Origin of the sequence: Pseudomonas khorasanensis (assembly GCF_014268505.2) — a bacterium.
Lineage (GTDB): Bacteria > Pseudomonadota > Gammaproteobacteria > Pseudomonadales > Pseudomonadaceae > Aquipseudomonas > Aquipseudomonas khorasanensis.
On record NZ_JABWQP020000013.1, the window covers coordinates 37,961 to 56,441 of the forward strand.

Below are 18,481 nucleotides of genomic sequence, written 5' to 3' on the forward strand. Positions count from 1 at the left end.
AACCACGTTGCCGTAGTACTTTGGCCAAGGGCCCGGGGCGGGAATACGGAAAGTCTATCCATCTATGCGAGGGGGACGATTCATGAGCACAGCCTATCAAGAAGACATCAGCAGCAATGTTCTGCGCCGCATGAAAGAAGGCGGCTTCGATTTTTCCCGTTTCCATCCCATCGAGTTCTATGCGATTTTCCCGGACGAGGAGCGGGCGCGCAGGGCGGCAGGCAAGTTTCGCGGTGAATCCATCAATGCCCAGGTCAGTGCGCGCGAGGATGGCGCCTGGTCTCTGGAATTGAGCAAGGTGATGTACGCAACCTATGACGACATCGGTGATTTCGAGCAGGGCTTTTCGGCGGTGGTCGAGCCGCTGGGCGGCATTATCGAGGGTTGGGGTGTGAAGCAGGAGGTGCGCAATCGCTATCGGTTGAATTGATCCTCTGCAGCAACTGTTCAGCAACGGCTGACCTTCGGGTCGGCCGTTGCCGTTTCTGGCAACGTCAATGGCTGTGGCAAAACCCTGAAACAAGAATCCCGGGCAAAAAAAAGCCACCGGAGAGGGTGGCTAAAAGGGAAGTCCGACAAGAAGCTAAAACCGCTCAATGTTGAAGCGGGGCGGGGCTGCCGGTGCAGTCCAGGTCAGTTGAGCTGGCGACTTCGCGGCGCAGTGCCGAAGAAGTTTTTGCAGCGAATGCGAGGATTATCCCCAGCCAGGGCCGGGCAGTGAAATCAACTCTGACTATGCTGGTGATAGGCGCAGCAATGCGTCGCAATGAAGCGGGGGCAATCGGGTCGGGGCATTTGCCGCACAGGAATGGTGCGCTGCCTGCGGCGTGGATATACAACCGGTTGAAATCAAAGCGTTTATGCCGATGGCACGGGCCTTGCGAAGGCCTGTTGGTCCGGAGTGACAAGGAGTACGGCATGATCCGCACCTTTTTTGATGAGATGTACGATGCCGGCGGCGTGGTTCGCCCGCATTACCGGGAATTCGCCCGCTGGCTGGCCGAGACGCCTGACGAACTGCTTGCGCAGCGTCGTCGCGAAGCCGATCTGCTGTTCCATCGTGCCGGAATCACCTTCACGCTCTACGGCGACGAGCAGGGCACCGAGCGCCTGATTCCGTTCGACACCATTCCGCGCAGCATTCCCGCCAGTGAATGGCGGATTGTCGAGCGCGGCTGCATCCAGCGGGTCAAGGCGCTGAACATGTTCCTCGCCGACCTTTACCACGAGCAGCGCATCATAAAGGCCGGGATCATTCCCGCCGAACAGGTCCTGGCCAACGAGCAATACCAGTTGGCGATGCAAGGCCTGGACCTGCACCGCGACATTTACTCGCACATCTCAGGCGTCGATCTGGTCCGCGACGGCGACGGCACTTACTACGTGCTGGAAGACAATTTGCGCACCCCGAGCGGCGTGAGCTACATGCTCGAAGACCGCAAGATGATGATGCGTCTGTTCCCCGAACTGTTCGCCGCCCAGCGCATTGCACCTATCGATCACTATCCGAACCTGTTGCTCGACACCCTGAAAAGCTCAAGCCCGATCGACAACCCCAGCGTGGTCGTATTGACGCCGGGGCGTTTCAACAGCGCCTTTTTTGAACATGCATTCCTGGCGCGGGAAATGGGCGTTGAACTGGTCGAAGGCGCGGATCTGTTCGTGCGCGACGACAAGGTGTTCATGCGCACCACCGATGGCCCGAAAGCAGTGGACGTGATTTACCGTCGTCTCGATGACGCATTCCTCGACCCGCTGGCGTTCAACCCGGATTCAATGCTGGGTGTGCCGGGTCTGCTGTCGTCCTATCGTTCCGGCAACGTGGTGCTGGCCAACGCCATCGGTACCGGAGTGGCGGACGACAAGTCGGTATACCCGTTTGTCACCGACATGATCCGTTTCTACCTCGACGAGGAGCCGATTCTCAAGAACGTGCCGACCTGGCAGTGCCGCAATCCGTCTGAACTTTCCCATGTGCTGGCCAATCTTCAGGATTTAGTCGTCAAGGAAACCCAAGGCTCCGGTGGTTACGGGATGCTGGTGGGGCCGGCCGCGACGACGGCGCAAATCGATGCCTTTCGTGAGCGCATCAAGGCCAAGCCTCATGCGTATATCGCGCAGCCGACGCTGTCGCTGTCGACCTGTCCGACTTTCGTCGAAAACGGCATCGCGCCGCGCCATATCGATTTGCGCCCGTTCGTCTTGTCCGGTCGCGAAACCCGGGTTGTGCCCGGTGGTTTGACCCGTGTCGCATTGCGCGAAGGCTCCCTGGTGGTGAATTCCTCCCAGGGTGGCGGAACCAAGGACACCTGGGTGGTCGAGGATTGAAGGAAGCTTGCCATGTTAAGTAGAACTGCCTCGGATCTGTACTGGATGTCGCGTTACCTGGAGCGCGCGGAGAACCTCGCGCGAATGCTCGACGTCAGTTACTCGCTGTCGCTGATGCCGCAGGACGGTCGCGGCGACGGCCTGCACGAACTCGCCATGCCGTTGCTGATCACCGGCACCCTGGACGATTACCTTGAGCGCCACGGCGAGCTGCACGCAGAGCGCCTGTTGCACTTCTTTGCACTCGATGCGGCCAACCCGGCCAGCATCTACAGCTGCCTCGGCGCGGCGCGGGCCAGTGCTCATGCGGTGCGCGGACGAATCACCGCTGACATGTGGGAAAACATCAACGCGACCTGGCTGGAAATTCGCGGCATCGCCGAACAGGGCCTCAGTCGATATGGCATGAGTCGCTTCTGCGAGTGGATCAAGGAACGCTCGCACCTGTTTCGTGGCGCGTCCTACGGCACGATCATGCGCAACGATGCGTTTCGCTTCATTCGTCTGGGCACGTTTATCGAGCGGGCGGACAACACCCTGCGACTGCTGGATGCCCGTTATGAAATGGCCGGGGATCAGGCCGAAGCGGTCAGTGATGGCACCGCTCACGCCTACTATCAGTGGAGTGCGCTGCTGCGCGCCTTGTCGTCCTTCGAGGCCTACACCGAAATCTACCGCGATGCGCCCGGCGCCCGGCATGTCGCCGAGCTGCTGCTTTTGCGCGCCGACGTCCCGCGTTCGCTACGTGCCTGCACCGAAGAGATCGATCAGATTCTTGCGCAACTGCCAGGCGCCAACGGCCGTCCGGCACAACGCCTGGCAGCGGAAATGGACGCACGCGTGCGCTACACCGGCATTAACGAAATCCTTGAGGAAGGTCTGCACGCCTGGCTGACCGAATTCATCCCGCTGGTCCGCCAGTTGGGCAACGCCATTCACAGTTCGTACCTGGAGGCTGCATGAGACTTTCCATAAGCCACGAGACCACCTATCACTACGAAGACCAGGTGCGTGCGAGCATCCAGTACCTGCGCCTGACGCCTCACGACAGCGAACGTCAGCATGTGCTGAGCTGGCAACTCGACCTGCCGCGCCCGGTGCGCGCTCAACTCGATCCGTTCGGCAACATCCTGCATGTGCTGACCATGGACGAGCCTCACGAAGCAATCATCATCGGCGCACGCGGTCAGGTCGATATCGACGAATTGCGCGAGGCCGAACACGAAAGCCAGTCAGCGCTGCCGTTCCTGCGCTTTACCCGTTTGACCGAAGCGGACGAAGCCTTGCGCGAGTTTGCCGCTAAGTCGTGCAAACAACGGCGTGATCGCACGGCGCTGATCGACTTGATGCACGGTTTGAATCAACACATGACTTACACGCCGGGCTCCACCGAAGTCGACACCAGTGCCGCTGAAGCTTTTGCTGGCCGTGCGGGTGTTTGTCAGGATCATGCTCACGCGTTCCTCGCCTGCGCACGCAGCCTCGGCGTGCCGTCGCGTTATGTGTCGGGCTATCTGTACAGTGAGGATTGCGAGCACCTTGCCAGCCACGCCTGGGCGGAAGCGTGGCTCGATGACGCGTGGTACAGCTTTGACGTGACCAATCAACTGGCCCGGCCGGAGCGACATTTGAAGCTGGCGGTGGGCCTTGACTACCTGGATGCCTGCCCGGTGCGCGGGATGCGCCGTGGCGGTGGATGCGAGCAAATGCATGCCAAGGTGTTTGTCTCGCCGACGCCGGTTATCTCCGTGCAACAACAGTAGGCTTCACACCAATCCCCTTTAGGGAGCTGCGGCACGCTGCGATCTTTGTTTTTAAAGATCAAAAGATCGCAGCCTCGTTTCACTCGACAGCTCCTACAGGGTTTGTGTTGAACGGGTGATCAAGGCCTGACTTTGCGTCCAGCCATATGCTTGAGATATCCCATCAGCATTTCTAAATCTTCATCCGGCAACACCTGCGCCGAAAACCCCGGCATCTTCGCCTGCGGCCACTGGCGCAGACTCTGCGGATCGCGAATGTAGCGCTTGAGAAAATCCGCGCCGAAATATTCGGTCGGGTTGTACGGGATATTCAGATCCGGCCCGAACTGCGCGTCCCCGGCACCGTTCAAGCGGTGGCAGGCCAGACAGTTTTTCTGAAACAGCGCGAACCCCTTTTTCACAGGGTCATCGTCCTTCAAGGCAGGGTCAGGCAGCAAGGCAGGGAAGCGTTGAGCCACCGGGGCCATCAACTTGATGCTGGCGACCTGGAACGGCCATTGCTCGGGGCTGATATTGCCGGCCTCCGGATCGGTCCAGACCAGATAGAACGGCCCGGCGCCGGGTTTGCCTGCGGACAAGGGGGGCCACGGCTGAGCCGGGTCTTCGATTGCCAGCCACGCGCGTGCGCCGTGCTTGTTCAGCAATGGCGCAGCGGCCATCTCTGCGGCAAAGCCGTCCAGCGCCACTGCCTGCAGATGATCCTCAGGTTTAAGCCCCGTCAGCAATGCCGCCACAGGAACGACCTGATAGGTCATGTCTTTTTTGTAGGAAACGTCATCCTTGATCGTGACGGTTTGCACTTGAGGATGCTTGAGCAGTTCCTCGGTCTGCCAGGTGCGGCTGCTTGCGTCCAACTGCAGATCCAGTTGTGCGGCAGACAAGGGCAAGCTCAGCAGCAAGGCACCGAGCGCGATGAGCGTTTTCAAAAGTTCGCCGTCCATGTCGTGGAAGTGCGCAAAGGTTGGCACAACCGCGCTGGCCCGGGTAGCGGGCCAGTCACATTTCAGTGGCGATATACCGCACGCGGCGCTTGAGTCAGCCGATGACCTTGGTCAGATTCGGCAAGATCAACAACAGCGTCGTGGCGAAAAGGATGAGTCCTGCTTGACGTACTTTCGGTTGTTTGAACATGGCTTGACCGCCTTTTTTGTTATTTCCCGATGCTTGCCTGCATATCCATGACGGCATGCGTTGCACTTCCTGTTAAGCGACGCCTGTCTCGGCAAAACCCGACGACGATGACGTACATGTTCACCTTAGGGCCGGCGTCACCCCTGCCTTAGATCCATTTCATATGGACACTTCGGATAAAACTCTAAAAAAGACATGAGGCGCATTGCCACCTTGTTTGCCGCCCGCTGGCTAGACAACTCGGCGACCTGAACCGGTTCACCCGATGTCTGATGACCGTCCGTCTGAGCGTGTGCGTCAACCGCTTTGATCAAAGTGGTCATTGATTCCGGGCGCGCGTGGCGCAAGAGTGGAGCCACAATAAATCAGGTTCGAGGACGTCATGACCCAAGCTTTGATTTTCGACGCGTTACGCACCCCCCGTGGCAAAGGCAAGGCGGACGGCGCCCTGCACAGCGTGAAACCGGTCAATCTGGTGGCGGGATTGTTGACCGCATTGCGACAGCGCACCTCGCTGGATACCACTCAAGTCGATGACGTCGTGCTTGGCTGCGTCACGCCCATTGGCGACCAAGGCTCGGACATCGCCAAGACGGCGGTGCAAGTGGCCGATTGGGACGTCAGTGTTGCGGGTGTACAGATCAACCGCTTCTGCGCTTCCGGGCTGGAGGCGGTGAACCTCGGCGCGATGAAAGTGCGCTCCGGATTTGAAGACCTCGTGGTGGTCGGTGGCGTGGAATCCATGTCGCGTGTGCCGATGGGCAGCGATGGCGGCGCCTGGGCGCTGGATCCTCAGACCAATCTCCACAGCCATTTCACTCCGCAAGGTGTCGGCGCCGACCTGATCGCCACCCTTGAAGGTTTCAGTCGCCACGACGTCGATGCCTTCGCGCTGCGCTCGCAGCAGAAAGCGGCGCGGGCCCGGGCCGACGGTTCGTTCAACAAGTCGCTGGTGCCGGTGCAGGATCAGAACGGCATCATCCTGCTCGATCACGATGAGTTCATTCGCGCCGATTCGACGCTGGAAGGTCTGGGCAAGCTCAAGCCAAGCTTCGAGATGATCGGCCAGATGGGATTCGACGCGACAGCGTTGCGTGTCTACAGCCATGTCGAGCGGATCCATCACGTGCACACGCCGGGCAACAGCTCCGGGATCGTCGACGGTGCGGCACTGATGTTGATCGGCTCCGAAGCCAAGGGACGGGCGCTGGGTCTACAGCCACGGGCCCGCATCGTCGCCACCGCCGTCACCAGTACCGATCCGACCATCATGCTCACCGGCCCTGCGCCTGCGACGCGCAAGGCGTTGGCCAAGGCCGGGCTGCGCGTGGAAGACATCGATCTGTTCGAGGTCAACGAGGCGTTTGCCTCGGTGGTGCTGAAGTTCATCAAGGACATGGCGGTCGATCCGGACAAGGTCAATGTCAACGGCGGCTCCATCGCCATGGGCCACCCGCTGGGCGCCACCGGTTGCGCGATCCTTGGCACGCTGCTCGATGAACTGGAGGCCCGCCGCCTGCGTTTCGGTCTGGCGACGCTGTGTGTCGGCGGCGGCATGGGCATCGCCACCATCATCGAACGCCTCTGAGCCCCGAATTCAAGGATCCTTGTTATGAGCGAAGCCATTCGTTACGAAAAAAGCCAGGACGGCATCGTCGTGCTGACCATGGATATGCCCGGCCAGAGCGCCAACACCATGAACGCCGCGTACCGCGAGGCCATGGCCGCCTGCGTTGCTCGTCTGGTGGCAGAAAAAGACAGCATCGCCGGAGTGATCATCACGTCAGGGAAGAAAACCTTCTTTGCCGGCGGCGACCTCAACGAATTGATCAAGGTCGGCAAGCCCGAAGCAAAAGCCTTCTACGACATGGTGCTGACCCTCAAAGGGCAACTGCGCACCCTGGAAACATTCGGCAAGCCGGTGGTCGCGGCGATCAACGGCGCTGCGCTGGGCGGCGGTTGGGAAATCTGTCTGGCCTGCCACCATCGCATTGCTCTGGATGATGCCTCGGTGCAACTCGGTCTGCCGGAAGTGACGCTGGGCCTGCTGCCGGGCGGCGGCGGGGTGGTGCGCATGGTGCGCATGCTCGGGATCGAAAAAGCATTGCCCTATTTGCTTGAGGGCAAAAAGGTGCGCCCGCAACAGGCGCTGCAGGCCGGGCTGATTGATGAGCTGGCGGCAGATCGTGATGAACTGCTGACCAAGGCTCGCGCCTGGATCATGGCCAATCCGACGGCGGTGCAGCGTTGGGATGTGAAGGGTTATCAGATTCCTGGCGGCACGCCGTCCAACCCGAAAGTGGCGCAGATGCTGGCGATTGCGCCCTCGATTCTGCGCGCGAAAACCCAAGGCACATTGCCGGCGCCGGAGAAGATTCTGTGCGCGGCGGTGGAAGGTGCTCAGGTCGATTTCGATACCGCACACTTGATCGAAACCCGTTACTTCACAGAACTTACCACGGGGCAGATCTCGAAAAACCTGATCGGTACTTTCTGGTTTCAACTCAATGAAATCAACGCCGGTAGTTCGCGCCCTCAGGGTGTTGCGCCTTACAAGACACAAAAAGTCGGCGTGCTGGGTGCTGGAATGATGGGCGCGGGCATTGCGTTTGCCAGTGCTTCGGCCGGTATCGAAGTCGTTCTCAAGGACATCAACCTCGCCGCTGCCGAGAAGGGCAAAGCGCATTCGGCCGCGCTGCTGGACAAGAAAGTCGCCCGGGGCCAGATGACGGTTGAACAACGTGAAGCGGTGCTGGCGCGGATCTTTGCGACCGAAAGCGATGCCGATCTGGCTGGTTGCGATCTGATCATCGAAGCGGTGTTCGAAGATCGCGAGCTCAAAGCCAACGTCTCGTCCGCAGCTCAGCAAATTGTGGGTGCCGAAGCAGTCATTGCCTCCAACACATCGACGCTGCCGATCACGGGCCTGGCGACGGCCGTGCCGGATCAAAGCAAATTCATCGGCCTGCACTTCTTCAGCCCGGTGGAAAAGATGCCTTTGGTGGAAATCATCAAGGGCGCGCAGACCAGCGACGAAACCCTGGCGCGCGGTTTTGATTTCGTCCTGCAGATCAAGAAGACGCCGATTGTGGTCAACGATAGCCGGGGCTTCTTTACCTCGCGGGTTTTCGGCACGTTCACCAACGAAGGCATTGCCATGCTTGGCGAAGGCGTCAGTGCGCCAATGATCGAGACCGAAGCGCGCAAGGCCGGGATGCCGGTCGGGCCTCTGGCAATCTCTGACGAAGTTTCCCTCAGCCTGATGAGCCATATCCGTCAGCAGACGGCCAAGGACTTACAGGCAGAAGGGAAACCGCTGACCGAGCATCCGGCGTTCGCCCTGATTGACGTGATGCTCAACGAGTACAAGCGTCCCGGTAAAGCGGCAGGCGGCGGGTTCTATGAATACCCGGCCGGTGCCCAGAAACATCTGTGGCCCGAACTGAAAATACGCTTCGAAAAGGCTGGCGGACAGATTCCTGCGAAGGATGTGCGTGATCGTCTGCTGTTCGTACAGGCGATCGAAACCGTGCGCTGTGTGGAGGAGGGCGTGTTGACCTCGACGGCGGACGCCAACGTCGGTTCGATCTTCGGCATCGGTTTCGCCGCGTGGACCGGCGGTGCGTTGCAGTTCATCAACCAGTACGGCGTTAAGGATTTCGTCGCGCGTGCGCAGTATCTGGCCGAGCAGTACGGTGAGCGTTTTGCGCCGCCAGCGCTGCTGCTGGATAAAGCGGCAAAAGGTGAAATGTTCTAGGGCAATCGCACGCTCCGGGGCTTGCCTTGGCCGGGTGTTTCAAGGCAGGCTCTGGGGTGTTCATTATTCCCTTCATGTGTCAGGTATTTTTTATGTCGCTCCGCATCTGCATTCTTGAAACCGACATCCTGCGCCCTGAGCTGATCGACCAGTACCAAGGCTATGGGCAGATGTTTCAGCGCCTGTTTTCGCAACAACCGATCGCCGCTGAATTCACTGTTTATAACGTGCTGCAGGGCGACTACCCGAGCGACGACCTGACGTTCGATGCCTATCTGGTGACCGGCAGCAAGGCCGATTCGTTCGGCACGGATCCATGGATCCAGACCCTCAAGACTTACCTGCTGGGCCGCTACGAGCGGGGCGATAAACTGCTCGGCGTGTGTTTCGGTCATCAGTTGCTGGCGCTGCTGCTTGGCGGCAAGAGCGAGCGGGCAGCCCAGGGCTGGGGCGTCGGTACCCACAGCTACAAGCTGGCAGCCAAGGCGCCTTGGATGAGCCCGGTGCGTGAAGAACTGACGCTGCTGATCAGCCATCAGGATCAAGTGACCGCGTTACCGGAAAACGCCACGGTGATCGCCTCCAGCGATTTCTGCCCGTTCGCGGCGTACCACATCAATGACCAAGTGCTGTGTTTCCAGGGGCACCCGGAATTCATTCATGATTACTCGCGAGCGCTGCTGGACTTGCGCCAGGAAGCGTTGGGGTCGCAGATTTACAGCAAAGGGCTGGCCAGTCTGGAGCAAGAGCACCATGGCGCCACGGTTGCGGAATGGATGATGCGGTTTGTGGCGCACAAGCCGGAAGCTGTTCAAAGCTAAACGCGTTCCCGGCAGGCGGGCTCCCACTGTGATCTGTTTCACAACAAAGATCCCCTGTGGGAGCGAGCCTGCTCGCGAATCGCCCATACAACGCAGTCCCCTGCTACAACCACCCCGACCGCTTGAAACTCGCCCACAAACTCACACAACCCACCGTAATAAACCCCAGCACACCAAAATAGCCGTAATGCCAACTCAGCTCAGGCATGTTCTGGAAGTTCATCCCGTAGATACCCGCCACCGCCGTCGGGAAGGCCAGAATCGCTGCCCACGCCGCAAACTTGCGCTGCACCACGCTTTGCCGTGATGCCTCGAGCAACACCCCTATTTCGATGGTCTGGCTGGCAATGTCCGCCAGTGTGCTCAGGTCCTCCATCTGCCGGTTTACATGAATCTGCACATCGCGAAAGTACGGGCGCATGTTCTTGTCGATGAACGGGAAGCTCAGCTTCTGCAGTTCCTCACCGATTTCCACCATCGGCGCGGCATACCGGCGCAGGCGCACGACGTCGCGGCGCAAGCCATGCAACTTTTGAATGTCGCGCTCATTCAGTGCGCTGCACAGCACGTTGCGCTCCAGCTCATCAATTTCGGCGTGGATCGCTTCGCCCACGGGCTGATAATTCTCGATGACAAAATCAAGCAGCGCATACAGTACGAAATCTTCCCCGTGCTCCAACAACAGCGGGCGCGCCTCACAACGTTGTCGGACCTGGGCGTAGGAGGCGGAGTGGCCGTTACGCGCGGTGATGATGTAACCCTTGCCGGCGAAAATATGCGTCTCGATGAACTGCAAAACGCCGTTTTCGCGCACTGGCGAGTAAGTGACGATAAACAGAGCGTCACCAAAGGTTTCCAGTTTCGGCCGGCTGTGTTTTTCCAGCGCGTCTTCGATGGCCAGTTCGTGCAGGTTGAACTGGCGTTGCAGATTGAACAGTTCCTGGGCGTCCGGTTCTTCAAGACCGATCCAGACAAAGTGGCCGGGTTTCTCGGCCCAGGCGGCGCCTTCATCGAGCGTAATATTGGTGACTTTCTTACCGGCGCTGTACACCGCAGCAGCAACAACTCGACCCATGGTGGTGATTCACTTCTTCTTGGCAAATGGCAGGATTACAAGGCTTGAGCTTAGCCGTGTCGCTGCTTGAGAGTCAGTGAAACTTGTACAGTTCACCCGGCAAAAGAAAACCCGCACGAGGCGGGTTTGTTTTTTCATGCGGCTTGCAGTTGCCGGTCCATGGACGCGATGCACTCGCGCATCTGCTCGCGGCATCGCTCGATCAGCATGGGCATGTCATCCATGGTCAATCCTGTCGTAGGAATAGACGGCAGCGAGCGTATGAGGACGTCCCCGCTCTGCCACCGATTCAGGCGCATGTGTTTGACGTAACTGCTGACGCACACCGGTACGATAGGCACACCGGCGGCTATCGCCATCTGAAACGCACCTTTCTTGAAGGGCAGCAAGTCCTCGCCGAGGTTGCGAGTCCCCTCGGGGAACACCCAGATCGAGGTGTCTTCGTTCTGCAAGGTGTGGGTGGTGGTGAGCATTGACTGGCGCGCCTTGTGCGCATTGCCCCGGTCGATCAACACATTGCCGGCCAGCCAGAACAGCTGCCCGAACAGCGGAACCCACTTCAGGCTTTTCTTGCCGATACAGACCGTGCGGCGCGGAACCACGTTGCCGAACACGAAAAGATCATAGTTGGATTGGTGGTTGGCGATGATCACGCAACTGTCGGGTTTGTTGATCAGACCACTGACTTCGGCTTTTACCCTTAAACGCAGGATATACATCGCAGGCAATGCGTAGAGGCGGGCGCACAGCCGACTGTTGTCCGGGTTGAAAGGGCGGCACAGTCCGACTATCACGCCCAGCACGCCAGCGAGAACAAAATGCAGACCCATCAATAACATACGAAACACGAACAGCATTTTCAGGCCCCACCGGGACAAAAGGTGGCGCAGTGTACGGATGTGCACTGTTTTCGGCAATTGCCGCTATAGAGTCCGGAGATGGCCGATGTTTAAGCGCATGTTTCAGTGGCGGCTGTCAGGCTCGTCCTAGAGCTGTCAGTGATTCCCCAACACTGAGCGTAAGAAAAAGCCCGACGCGATGGTCGGGCTGTTCCTTATAGCGCAGTCAGCGAGAGGGTTAGCCCAGATGCTGTTGATCCTGAACGATGGCGTCGTCGAGGGTTTCCAGCAGTTGCTTGCGGACTTTGAGCTTGGTGTTCTTGTGCGCGAGCATGTTGATCTTTTTCAACTGGCGCGCGGCGGCCAGGGCTGCGCCCTGCAATTCTTCAGCCGTCACAACCTTGTCGAGAAAGCCGGCATCCACAGCACTTTTTGGATCGAACATCTCGCCATTGATCACCGAACGATGAAAAGCCGAACGACGCAAGCGATCACGCGCCAGTTCGATGCCCGCGTGGTGCATGGTCATGCCGATCTGGACTTCGTTCAGACCGATGCTGAACGGCCCCTCGACACCGATGCGGTAATCGGCGGACAACAGCAGAAAAGCCCCCTTGGCCACGGCATGTCCCGGGCAGGCGACGATGACCGGAAACGGGTGAGAGAGCAGGCGACGCGCCAGGGTCGAACCGGCGGTAACCAGTGCTACGGCTTCTTTGGGACCGGCAGTCATGACTTTCAAATCATAACCGCCCGACAAAATTCCCGGCTGCCCGGTAATGATCACCACCGCCCGATCAGTCACCGCCTGATCCAGCGCCGCGTTAAACGCGGCAATCACGTCAGGGGAAATGGCGTTTACCTTGCCATTGTTCAGGGTTAGGGTCGCGATACCGTCTTCGAGGTGGTAGGCAATCAACTCGCTCATGGCGCTATTCCTTATTAGAAAGATGGACAGACGTTACCCACCGCCGCAAGCCAGGTAAAGCGCCGTGACTGACCTGCCAGTCACCGTTTCACGGTCCAGACAGCGCAGGGGGCCTGCTGCCTTCTATAATAGAGAGGAGGCTGCTCACCGAAGATTGGCGGGTTTGCCATCGTCCTTCATCACGGGGTGCCGCGTACTCGCTTAAGCGCATGAAAATTCTGAAAAAAAGTTTGCCATCGGAAAAGCTTTCGACTACATTAGCGCGCCTCGACAGACAGAACATGTCTGAAGAGATACGGTGAAGTGTCCGAGTGGCTTAAGGAGCACGCCTGGAAAGTGTGTATACAGGAAACTGTATCGAGAGTTCGAATCTCTCCTTCACCGCCACATTCAGTAAACACAAACCCCTGATTTTCCTGGAGAAAGTCGGGGGTTTGTGGTTTTTGGCGTCTGGAAAATAGTGATATGGGATAGAAGCGCTGTTTTGGTGCAAAACAAGTAGTCACAGGAAAATGCCTGAGCTAATCAGTCTGACCGGTCCGAAGGCAAAGTCCGGTTCGTTCCATTGATGAGTGGTGGGGTTGAGCCCCTTCATCGTGCCGTCACTGGCCGCGACGTTGTTTACGCGGATGATCAGGTGTGGCTCATTTGCCATTACTCCTGCGGTGCCAGCGCAGCGATCAATTCTTGGGTGGTCACGATTGAATGAGCGAAAGTCGGCCCGTTCAATTCGTGGGCGGCGTGCATCATTTCCGGACGAAAAGCGGCGGTCGCATCACGCACCAGAGTGACGTGGTATCCCAATTCCGACGCGTAGCGGGCGGTCGCTTCGATGCAGGTGTTCGCGAGCAGGCCGACGATGATTACGTGGGTGATGCCTTTCTGCTTCAGGCGAAAATCAAGGTCGGTATTGGCAAATCCGCTGGAGCCCCAATGTTCCTGGACGACAATGTCGCCGTCCTTCGGCGCGAAATCGGGATGCCATTCGCCGCCCCATTCACCGCGTGCGAAGTGGTGCATGTGCATGATTTTGCACTGGGTCGGTGTTGGATGATCCCAACCTTTGTAGTCGCCGTGCTCCCAGCGGTGGTGCGGCACGATGACCACCGGAATATTCTGCGCTCGTACGGCGCGATCAAGGGCTCGCAGGTTGTCGAGCAGCCCGACCTGTTCTGCAATTGGCTTGATAAAGGGGAAGACCTTGCCGTTTTCCGAGAGGAAGTCGTTGTACGGATCGACCAGAAGATAGGCGGTGCGGTTCAGCGGATAAGGGGCATTCGACATGACGATGTACTCCACATAAGTTGAGTGACCGGTGCCGTGGGCTTGCCCGGGGCATCAGTTTTTTATGACGGCTGAAAAGCTCAAGTCAGTTGAAGGCGCTGCGGTAGGCAAAGAGGCCAGGCAAGCCACCGGTCATCACAAACAGCAGGTTGCTTCCCGCCGGGTAATCGCCTCGGCGCACGGCAGCCAGCAACCCGGCGAAGGCCTTGCCACCGTAGACTGGATCCGTCAGCAAGCCTTCAACGGAGGCCAGCAGCCGAACCGCTTCCAGCATCGATTCGGTGGGTGCGCCATAGGCGTCGCCACGTTGACTGCCATCCACATTGATCGCGCTTTCCAAAAGGGTTGCGGACGGGTCCAGGAGCTGCAAAGTTTCCCGGGTTTTTTCCAGGGTCGTGGCCGTAGTCTGCTCCTCGGTAGCCAACACCGAATACCCGATAATCTCCGTTGATGATCGAGCCAGTGCAAGACCGGCCTGTAGTCCTGAATGGGTTCCGGCGCTGCCGTTGGGGATGATGATCCGCTCGAATTGCACACCGAGCGCGTCCGCCTGGCGGAGAATCTCTCCCGCACAAGCGGCGTAGCCCAGACTGCCCCTGGGGCTGGAGCCGCCTAAGGGTATGAGGAAGGGTTTTTTGCCTTGGCTTCCAAGCGCGCTGAGCAATTGGGCAGCGTAGCTGTCCGGCGTCGAACCCAGCGGCAGTCGATGGACCTTTGCGCCAAACAGGCCGTCGAGCAATACGTTGCCGTTATGGCAAAAATCGTCATCACCGCGCACTGCGGACGGGGTCAGGATAAGCTCGCAGGCCAAACCGTGGCGGGCCGCGACGGCGGCAGTCAACCGGGCGTGATTGGATTGAAAACCGCCCCAGGTAACCAGTGTGTCCGCGCCTTCGGCCAATGCTTCGCCAAGCAGGAATTCGAGTTTGCGCAGCTTATTACCACCGCCGCCGAGGCCCATCAAATCATCGCGTTTGACGTAGAGATTGCAGCCATGCAGTTCGGGTAACCGGCTCAGGCGGGACAACTTCTGAATCGGCGTCGGGCCTTCCAGCAGCGCCACTCGGGGGTAAGCAGCCAGCGCAGTTTCCAGTTGATTCAAGTCGTTAGGCATGACGGTTCACTTGACGTTGATGGAAGGACGTGGGGCGGTCACTTCAACAAGCCCCCGGCGAAATGGTTAATCACTGGGATTGCAGTTAAGTCGCTTTGTCAGGCTGTGGCGCAATCTCGTGCCACTTGCCTGAGGATTTGTTCGTACTCTTTGACTGACAGCGATCCGGACACCAGCTGACGACCGTTCACCACCATGGCCGGCACCGAGTTAATTCCACGATCAAGGTAAAAACTTTCAAGTTCACGGACCTCGATAGCGAACGCCTCGCTGGCCAGAATCTCGCGGGCGCGGGTGGTTGAAAGTCCTGCTTCACCGGCAAGGCGCACCAGCGTTTCGTGGTCGCTGGGGTTCTCGCCATTAGTGAAATAAGCCTTGAGCAGGATTTTGTTCATTGCTACCTGGTGGCCTTCTTGCACGGCCCAGAGCAGAAGGCGATGGGCATCGAAGGTGTTGTAGAAATGGCTGCGCTTTTCCAGGTCGAACTGAAAACCAATGGCCTTGCCACGCGCAACTATCATTTCATTGCGGGAAGCGACTTCTTCGGCGCTGCGACCGTATTTGCGCATCATGTGCTTGATGGCGTGCTCGCCCTCAGCCGGCATGTCCGGGTTCAGTTCGAAGGGCTTGAAGGTCAGCTCCACGGCAACCTCGCCGGCAACATTTGCGATGGCTTGCTCCAGCGCTGCGGCGCCGAGTGCGCACCAGGGGCAAACGACATCCGACACAAAGTCGATACTGACGGGGAAAGTCATTTTTAGTCTCCTGTTGGCGCCCCGTCGACATGATGAGGGGAGCAGTAGGATGGACTTTAGAGTGTTGCGTTCAGGGGATAAATCAGGGGTGGAGAACATCACTTATAACGCTGTGTAATCAATCCACATCCCGCATTGACGGTTTGCAGAAGGTAAATCGCCCTCCCTGGCTGAAGCCGCCGGGGAGGGCGAATGTTACGAGAGCAGGAATCAGTTCTGCGCTTTGCTCATGCGGGTGAAAAGCTCGGTGGGTACTTTCTTGCCGTTGGAAATGTACTGGTTGGTTCTGAACTTGTAGACCTCACCTTCCGAAAGAAAACCATCGTGGTTGGTGTCCATCGCTTTAAATTCTTCACCGCCCTGAGGTGCCACAGTCAGCAGTTCTTTTTGGGAGACGAGGCCATCATGGTCGGTATCTGTGCGAGCGAAAGAGTCGTCACCACATTTGCCTTCACCGCACTTGCCTTCGGCAGCAGCGGACTTGTCGCTGGCTTGGCTGGAACCGCATTTGCCTTCGCCACATTTGCCCTCACCACACTTGCCTTCCCCGGTTTTCTCGGCCGATGCCAGTTGATAGCCTTGGGGCAATGGCTCAACAGCAAAAGCTGCAGACGATGCCAGGCTCATGCCACCGGCTAAAGCAATTGCGGCCAGGCCAAGACTGGTTTTGTTCGACATTGGTTTACGGTACATAGTGCTTCTCCAGATGCTTTGCGCGGCCAGGCCGCGGTTCATGCCACAGGGCGGATAGACCCTCAAAGAAGCTCCAGGCGAAGTGGGAAAAACGTGGGGTTGCATGGCTTATGCGCGTCAGCGTCTTCCACTTCGACAGAGTGACCTTATTCGGGTAGGCCTATTTAGCTGGACTTATGTATCGGCGATGTATCAGGCGAGAGGAGCATTTGTAAGCCAATCCCAAGACTTCGCGTTTGGGTACATAGAGATACAAAAACCAACCTCAGCCTTTGCTCGTCAGTCAGGACAACAGCTTTAAAACGGGTGTCGCGGCTACGCCGACGGCAGCTTGGGCATGCAGTTGGCGCAGCAGAACCAGTGCGCCAGCAACGAAGCCGTTCACGTCTGAAGCATCAGCCTCCGCAGCCAAAGCGTGCAGCTGCGCTCGACCATCCAAGTCAGGGAACTGCTCGATCCGCTGCAACAAACGGAACGCGAGAGGGCTGACCTGGGAGAACTGCACTTGGCCACTCGGCACACGGCTGATCAGCAGCAACGTCGGTTGTTCTGGCGGCTCAGAAGGCAGGTGCCCTGGCCCGAGTCGATGTACGGCCCAGGTGTAAGCCAGCGGCCAGACGAGCGGGGAAAGCCTGAGGGGACGGTCGAGTAGCTGCGCCGCATCACCGCCCTTCAACGGCGCGGCGTCCAACTGTTGCAGCGCCATCTCCACCCACTCGTAGTGGGCCAATTCAGGTAAGAACGGGTACCAGGGATGTCCGTGACCAGGCGAATCCTCCAGGCTCGCTACGAAGTCTACAAACTCGCGTGCAATTTCGCCGAAACGTGGTGTTTGCGCGCGGTAGTCACGCAAAAAGCGTCGCACCAGCGCACGCCAACCGGCATCACCCAGCACGGCGATCAGTACCGGAAACGTCCCGCCCAGCAACCCCAACAGATTGTTGAACACCAGGTTGAGATAGACCTGCGCTCTCACTGGATTCATCTGCGCAGGCGGCGCATAACCGTCCGGGTCACGCAGGTAACGGGTCAGCGCGAGTTGCTGACTGTGCAAACTTGAAGGGGAGTCAGCCATCCGCGGTCACCCGTACCAGAGCATCCGCGTCGCGTTGCAACCGCCTGATGATGTTCAGCTCAGCCACAAGTTTGTCGTAGGACGGAAAGTTGAAATCGCGCTCCAGCAGCGTTGGTTTCACGCCAAAGAGGCTATAAGCCTGCCCCAGCAATGACCAGACTACCGGTTTGACCGAGGCACCATGGGTGTCGATTATCAAGTCCTCGGCTTCGTCATGATGGCCAGCCACGTGCATGGCGACTACGCGTGTTGGTTCCAGGCCGGCCAGGAAAACCGATGGATCAAACCGATGGTTCACTGAGTTGACGTACACATTGTTAACGTCGAGCAATAGGTCACAATCGGCCTCGCGAAGTACTGCATTGGTAAACGTAAGTTCGTCCATGTCCTGATGAGCAGCGGCGTAGTAAGAAACGTTCTCTACGGCAAGACGGCGGCCTAGAATGTCCTGTGCACGACGGATGCGCGCAGCAACGTGATGAACTGCCTCCTCGGTAAAGGGCAACGGCAGCAGGTCGTATAGGTGGCCGTCGTCACTGCAGTAACTCAGGTGTTCGCTATAGAACGGCACGTTGAAACGATCGAGAAACCCGCGTACTTGCTCAAGAAAAGACTCGTCCAGGGGCGCACTGCCACCTAGCGACAGTGACAGGCCATGGCATGAAAGCGGATAGCGTTCAGCCAGCAACTGCAGGGCATCTCCATGAGCGCCGCCGATGCCGATCCAATTCTCTGGAGCAACCTCCAGAAAATCGAAATCCCCAACGGGAGCGTCACGAAGCGTGTTGAGGAGCGCACGGCGCAGGCCGAGCCCAACAGTCGCCTCAAGTGGGGGCTGTGGAGCTGAATGTACTGATGATGAAATGTTCGTTTGCATGAGCTCAATGCTCCGATTCGACGTCTGGAATCCTCGATCCA

General features: G+C 58.5%; 18 protein-coding genes and 1 tRNA gene. 8 read left to right on the forward strand and 11 right to left on the reverse strand.

Going from position 1 to position 18,481, the window contains the following annotated elements; genetic code table 11:
- Positions 1 to 82 precede the first annotated feature (82 nt).
- The 4 genes from HU727_RS21500 (at position 83) to HU727_RS21515 (ending at position 4,091) form a co-directional block, all read left to right on the forward strand.
- Positions 83 to 430, forward strand: a complete 348-nt coding sequence (locus HU727_RS21500) for a ribonuclease E inhibitor RraB (RefSeq protein WP_186534052.1) — start codon at positions 83 to 85, stop codon at positions 428 to 430.
- A gap of 488 nt (positions 431 to 918) precedes the next feature.
- The gene (locus tag HU727_RS21505; protein ID WP_186534051.1) at positions 919 to 2,328 is read left to right on the forward strand and encodes a circularly permuted type 2 ATP-grasp protein; all 1,410 of its coding nucleotides are present in this window, start codon (positions 919 to 921) and stop codon (positions 2,326 to 2,328) included.
- Positions 2,329 to 2,340: 12 nt separating this feature from the next.
- Entirely contained in the window at positions 2,341 to 3,291 is a 951-nt protein-coding gene (locus HU727_RS21510; protein WP_186534050.1) for an alpha-E domain-containing protein, read from the forward strand.
- Complete coding sequence (locus HU727_RS21515; RefSeq protein ID WP_186534049.1) at positions 3,288 to 4,091, forward strand: transglutaminase family protein; 804 nt, start codon at positions 3,288 to 3,290, stop codon at positions 4,089 to 4,091. The genes HU727_RS21510 and HU727_RS21515 overlap by 4 nt, the downstream gene beginning before the upstream one ends.
- A 119-nt stretch (positions 4,092 to 4,210) precedes the next feature.
- Here HU727_RS21515 and HU727_RS21520 read toward each other — a convergent pair whose 3' ends face one another.
- Positions 4,211 to 5,032 (reverse strand): c-type cytochrome, encoded by an 822-nt coding sequence (locus tag HU727_RS21520; RefSeq protein ID WP_186534079.1) that lies wholly within the window; start codon positions 5,030 to 5,032, stop codon positions 4,211 to 4,213.
- A 572-nt stretch (positions 5,033 to 5,604) separates the two neighbouring features.
- Here HU727_RS21520 and HU727_RS21525 point away from each other — a divergent pair.
- The 3 genes from HU727_RS21525 (at position 5,605) to HU727_RS21535 (ending at position 9,800) form a co-directional block, all read left to right on the forward strand.
- Complete coding sequence (locus HU727_RS21525) at positions 5,605 to 6,810, forward strand: acetyl-CoA C-acetyltransferase (protein ID WP_186534048.1); 1,206 nt, start codon at positions 5,605 to 5,607, stop codon at positions 6,808 to 6,810.
- 24 nt (positions 6,811 to 6,834) lie between these two features.
- Positions 6,835 to 8,979, forward strand: coding sequence for a 3-hydroxyacyl-CoA dehydrogenase NAD-binding domain-containing protein (locus tag HU727_RS21530; protein ID WP_186534047.1), 2,145 nt, complete (start codon positions 6,835 to 6,837; stop codon positions 8,977 to 8,979).
- A gap of 92 nt (positions 8,980 to 9,071) precedes the next feature.
- Positions 9,072 to 9,800 carry an amidotransferase gene (locus HU727_RS21535; protein WP_186534046.1) on the forward strand — a complete coding sequence of 243 codons (729 nt, stop codon included), beginning with the start codon at positions 9,072 to 9,074 and terminating at the stop codon, positions 9,798 to 9,800.
- 103 nt (positions 9,801 to 9,903) lie between these two features.
- Here HU727_RS21535 and HU727_RS21540 read toward each other — a convergent pair whose 3' ends face one another.
- From HU727_RS21540 to HU727_RS21550, 3 genes are all read right to left on the reverse strand, one after another.
- Positions 9,904 to 10,875, reverse strand: coding sequence for a magnesium and cobalt transport protein CorA (locus tag HU727_RS21540; RefSeq protein WP_186534045.1), 972 nt, complete (start codon positions 10,873 to 10,875; stop codon positions 9,904 to 9,906).
- Positions 10,876 to 11,009: 134 nt separating this feature from the next.
- Positions 11,010 to 11,732, reverse strand: coding sequence for a 1-acylglycerol-3-phosphate O-acyltransferase (locus HU727_RS21545; protein ID WP_186534044.1), 723 nt, complete (start codon positions 11,730 to 11,732; stop codon positions 11,010 to 11,012).
- Between the two features lie 220 nt (positions 11,733 to 11,952).
- Positions 11,953 to 12,642 carry a crotonase/enoyl-CoA hydratase family protein gene (locus HU727_RS21550; protein ID WP_186534043.1) on the reverse strand — a complete coding sequence of 230 codons (690 nt, stop codon included), beginning with the start codon at positions 12,640 to 12,642 and terminating at the stop codon, positions 11,953 to 11,955.
- Positions 12,643 to 12,939: 297 nt separating this feature from the next.
- On the opposite strand from HU727_RS21550, the gene HU727_RS21555 reads away from it, so the two are divergent.
- A tRNA-Ser gene (locus tag HU727_RS21555) sits at positions 12,940 to 13,029 on the forward strand.
- A gap of 115 nt (positions 13,030 to 13,144) precedes the next feature.
- On the opposite strand, the gene HU727_RS21560 is transcribed toward HU727_RS21555, so the two are convergent.
- From HU727_RS21560 to HU727_RS21590, 7 genes are all read right to left on the reverse strand, one after another.
- Positions 13,145 to 13,297 carry a hypothetical protein gene (locus HU727_RS21560; protein ID WP_186534042.1) on the reverse strand — a complete coding sequence of 51 codons (153 nt, stop codon included), beginning with the start codon at positions 13,295 to 13,297 and terminating at the stop codon, positions 13,145 to 13,147.
- A complete protein-coding gene (locus tag HU727_RS21565; RefSeq protein WP_186534041.1) occupies positions 13,297 to 13,926 on the reverse strand; it encodes a cysteine hydrolase family protein in 630 nt (209 codons plus the stop codon). Before HU727_RS21565 ends, HU727_RS21560 begins: the two co-directional genes overlap by 1 nt.
- A gap of 85 nt (positions 13,927 to 14,011) precedes the next feature.
- Positions 14,012 to 15,040 carry a D-cysteine desulfhydrase family protein gene (locus HU727_RS21570; protein ID WP_186534040.1) on the reverse strand — a complete coding sequence of 343 codons (1,029 nt, stop codon included), beginning with the start codon at positions 15,038 to 15,040 and terminating at the stop codon, positions 14,012 to 14,014.
- A gap of 98 nt (positions 15,041 to 15,138) precedes the next feature.
- Complete coding sequence (locus tag HU727_RS21575) at positions 15,139 to 15,795, reverse strand: DsbA family oxidoreductase (RefSeq protein ID WP_186534039.1); 657 nt, start codon at positions 15,793 to 15,795, stop codon at positions 15,139 to 15,141.
- A gap of 210 nt (positions 15,796 to 16,005) precedes the next feature.
- Complete coding sequence (locus HU727_RS21580) at positions 16,006 to 16,488, reverse strand: HvfA family oxazolone/thioamide-modified RiPP metallophore (RefSeq protein WP_186534038.1); 483 nt, start codon at positions 16,486 to 16,488, stop codon at positions 16,006 to 16,008.
- Between the two features lie 283 nt (positions 16,489 to 16,771).
- Positions 16,772 to 17,563 (reverse strand): HvfC family RiPP maturation protein, encoded by a 792-nt coding sequence (locus tag HU727_RS21585; RefSeq protein WP_186534037.1) that lies wholly within the window; start codon positions 17,561 to 17,563, stop codon positions 16,772 to 16,774.
- Entirely contained in the window at positions 17,556 to 18,440 is an 885-nt protein-coding gene (locus HU727_RS21590; protein WP_186534036.1) for an HvfB family MNIO-type RiPP peptide maturase, read from the reverse strand. Before HU727_RS21590 ends, HU727_RS21585 begins: the two co-directional genes overlap by 8 nt.
- Positions 18,441 to 18,481: the final 41 nt, after the last annotated feature.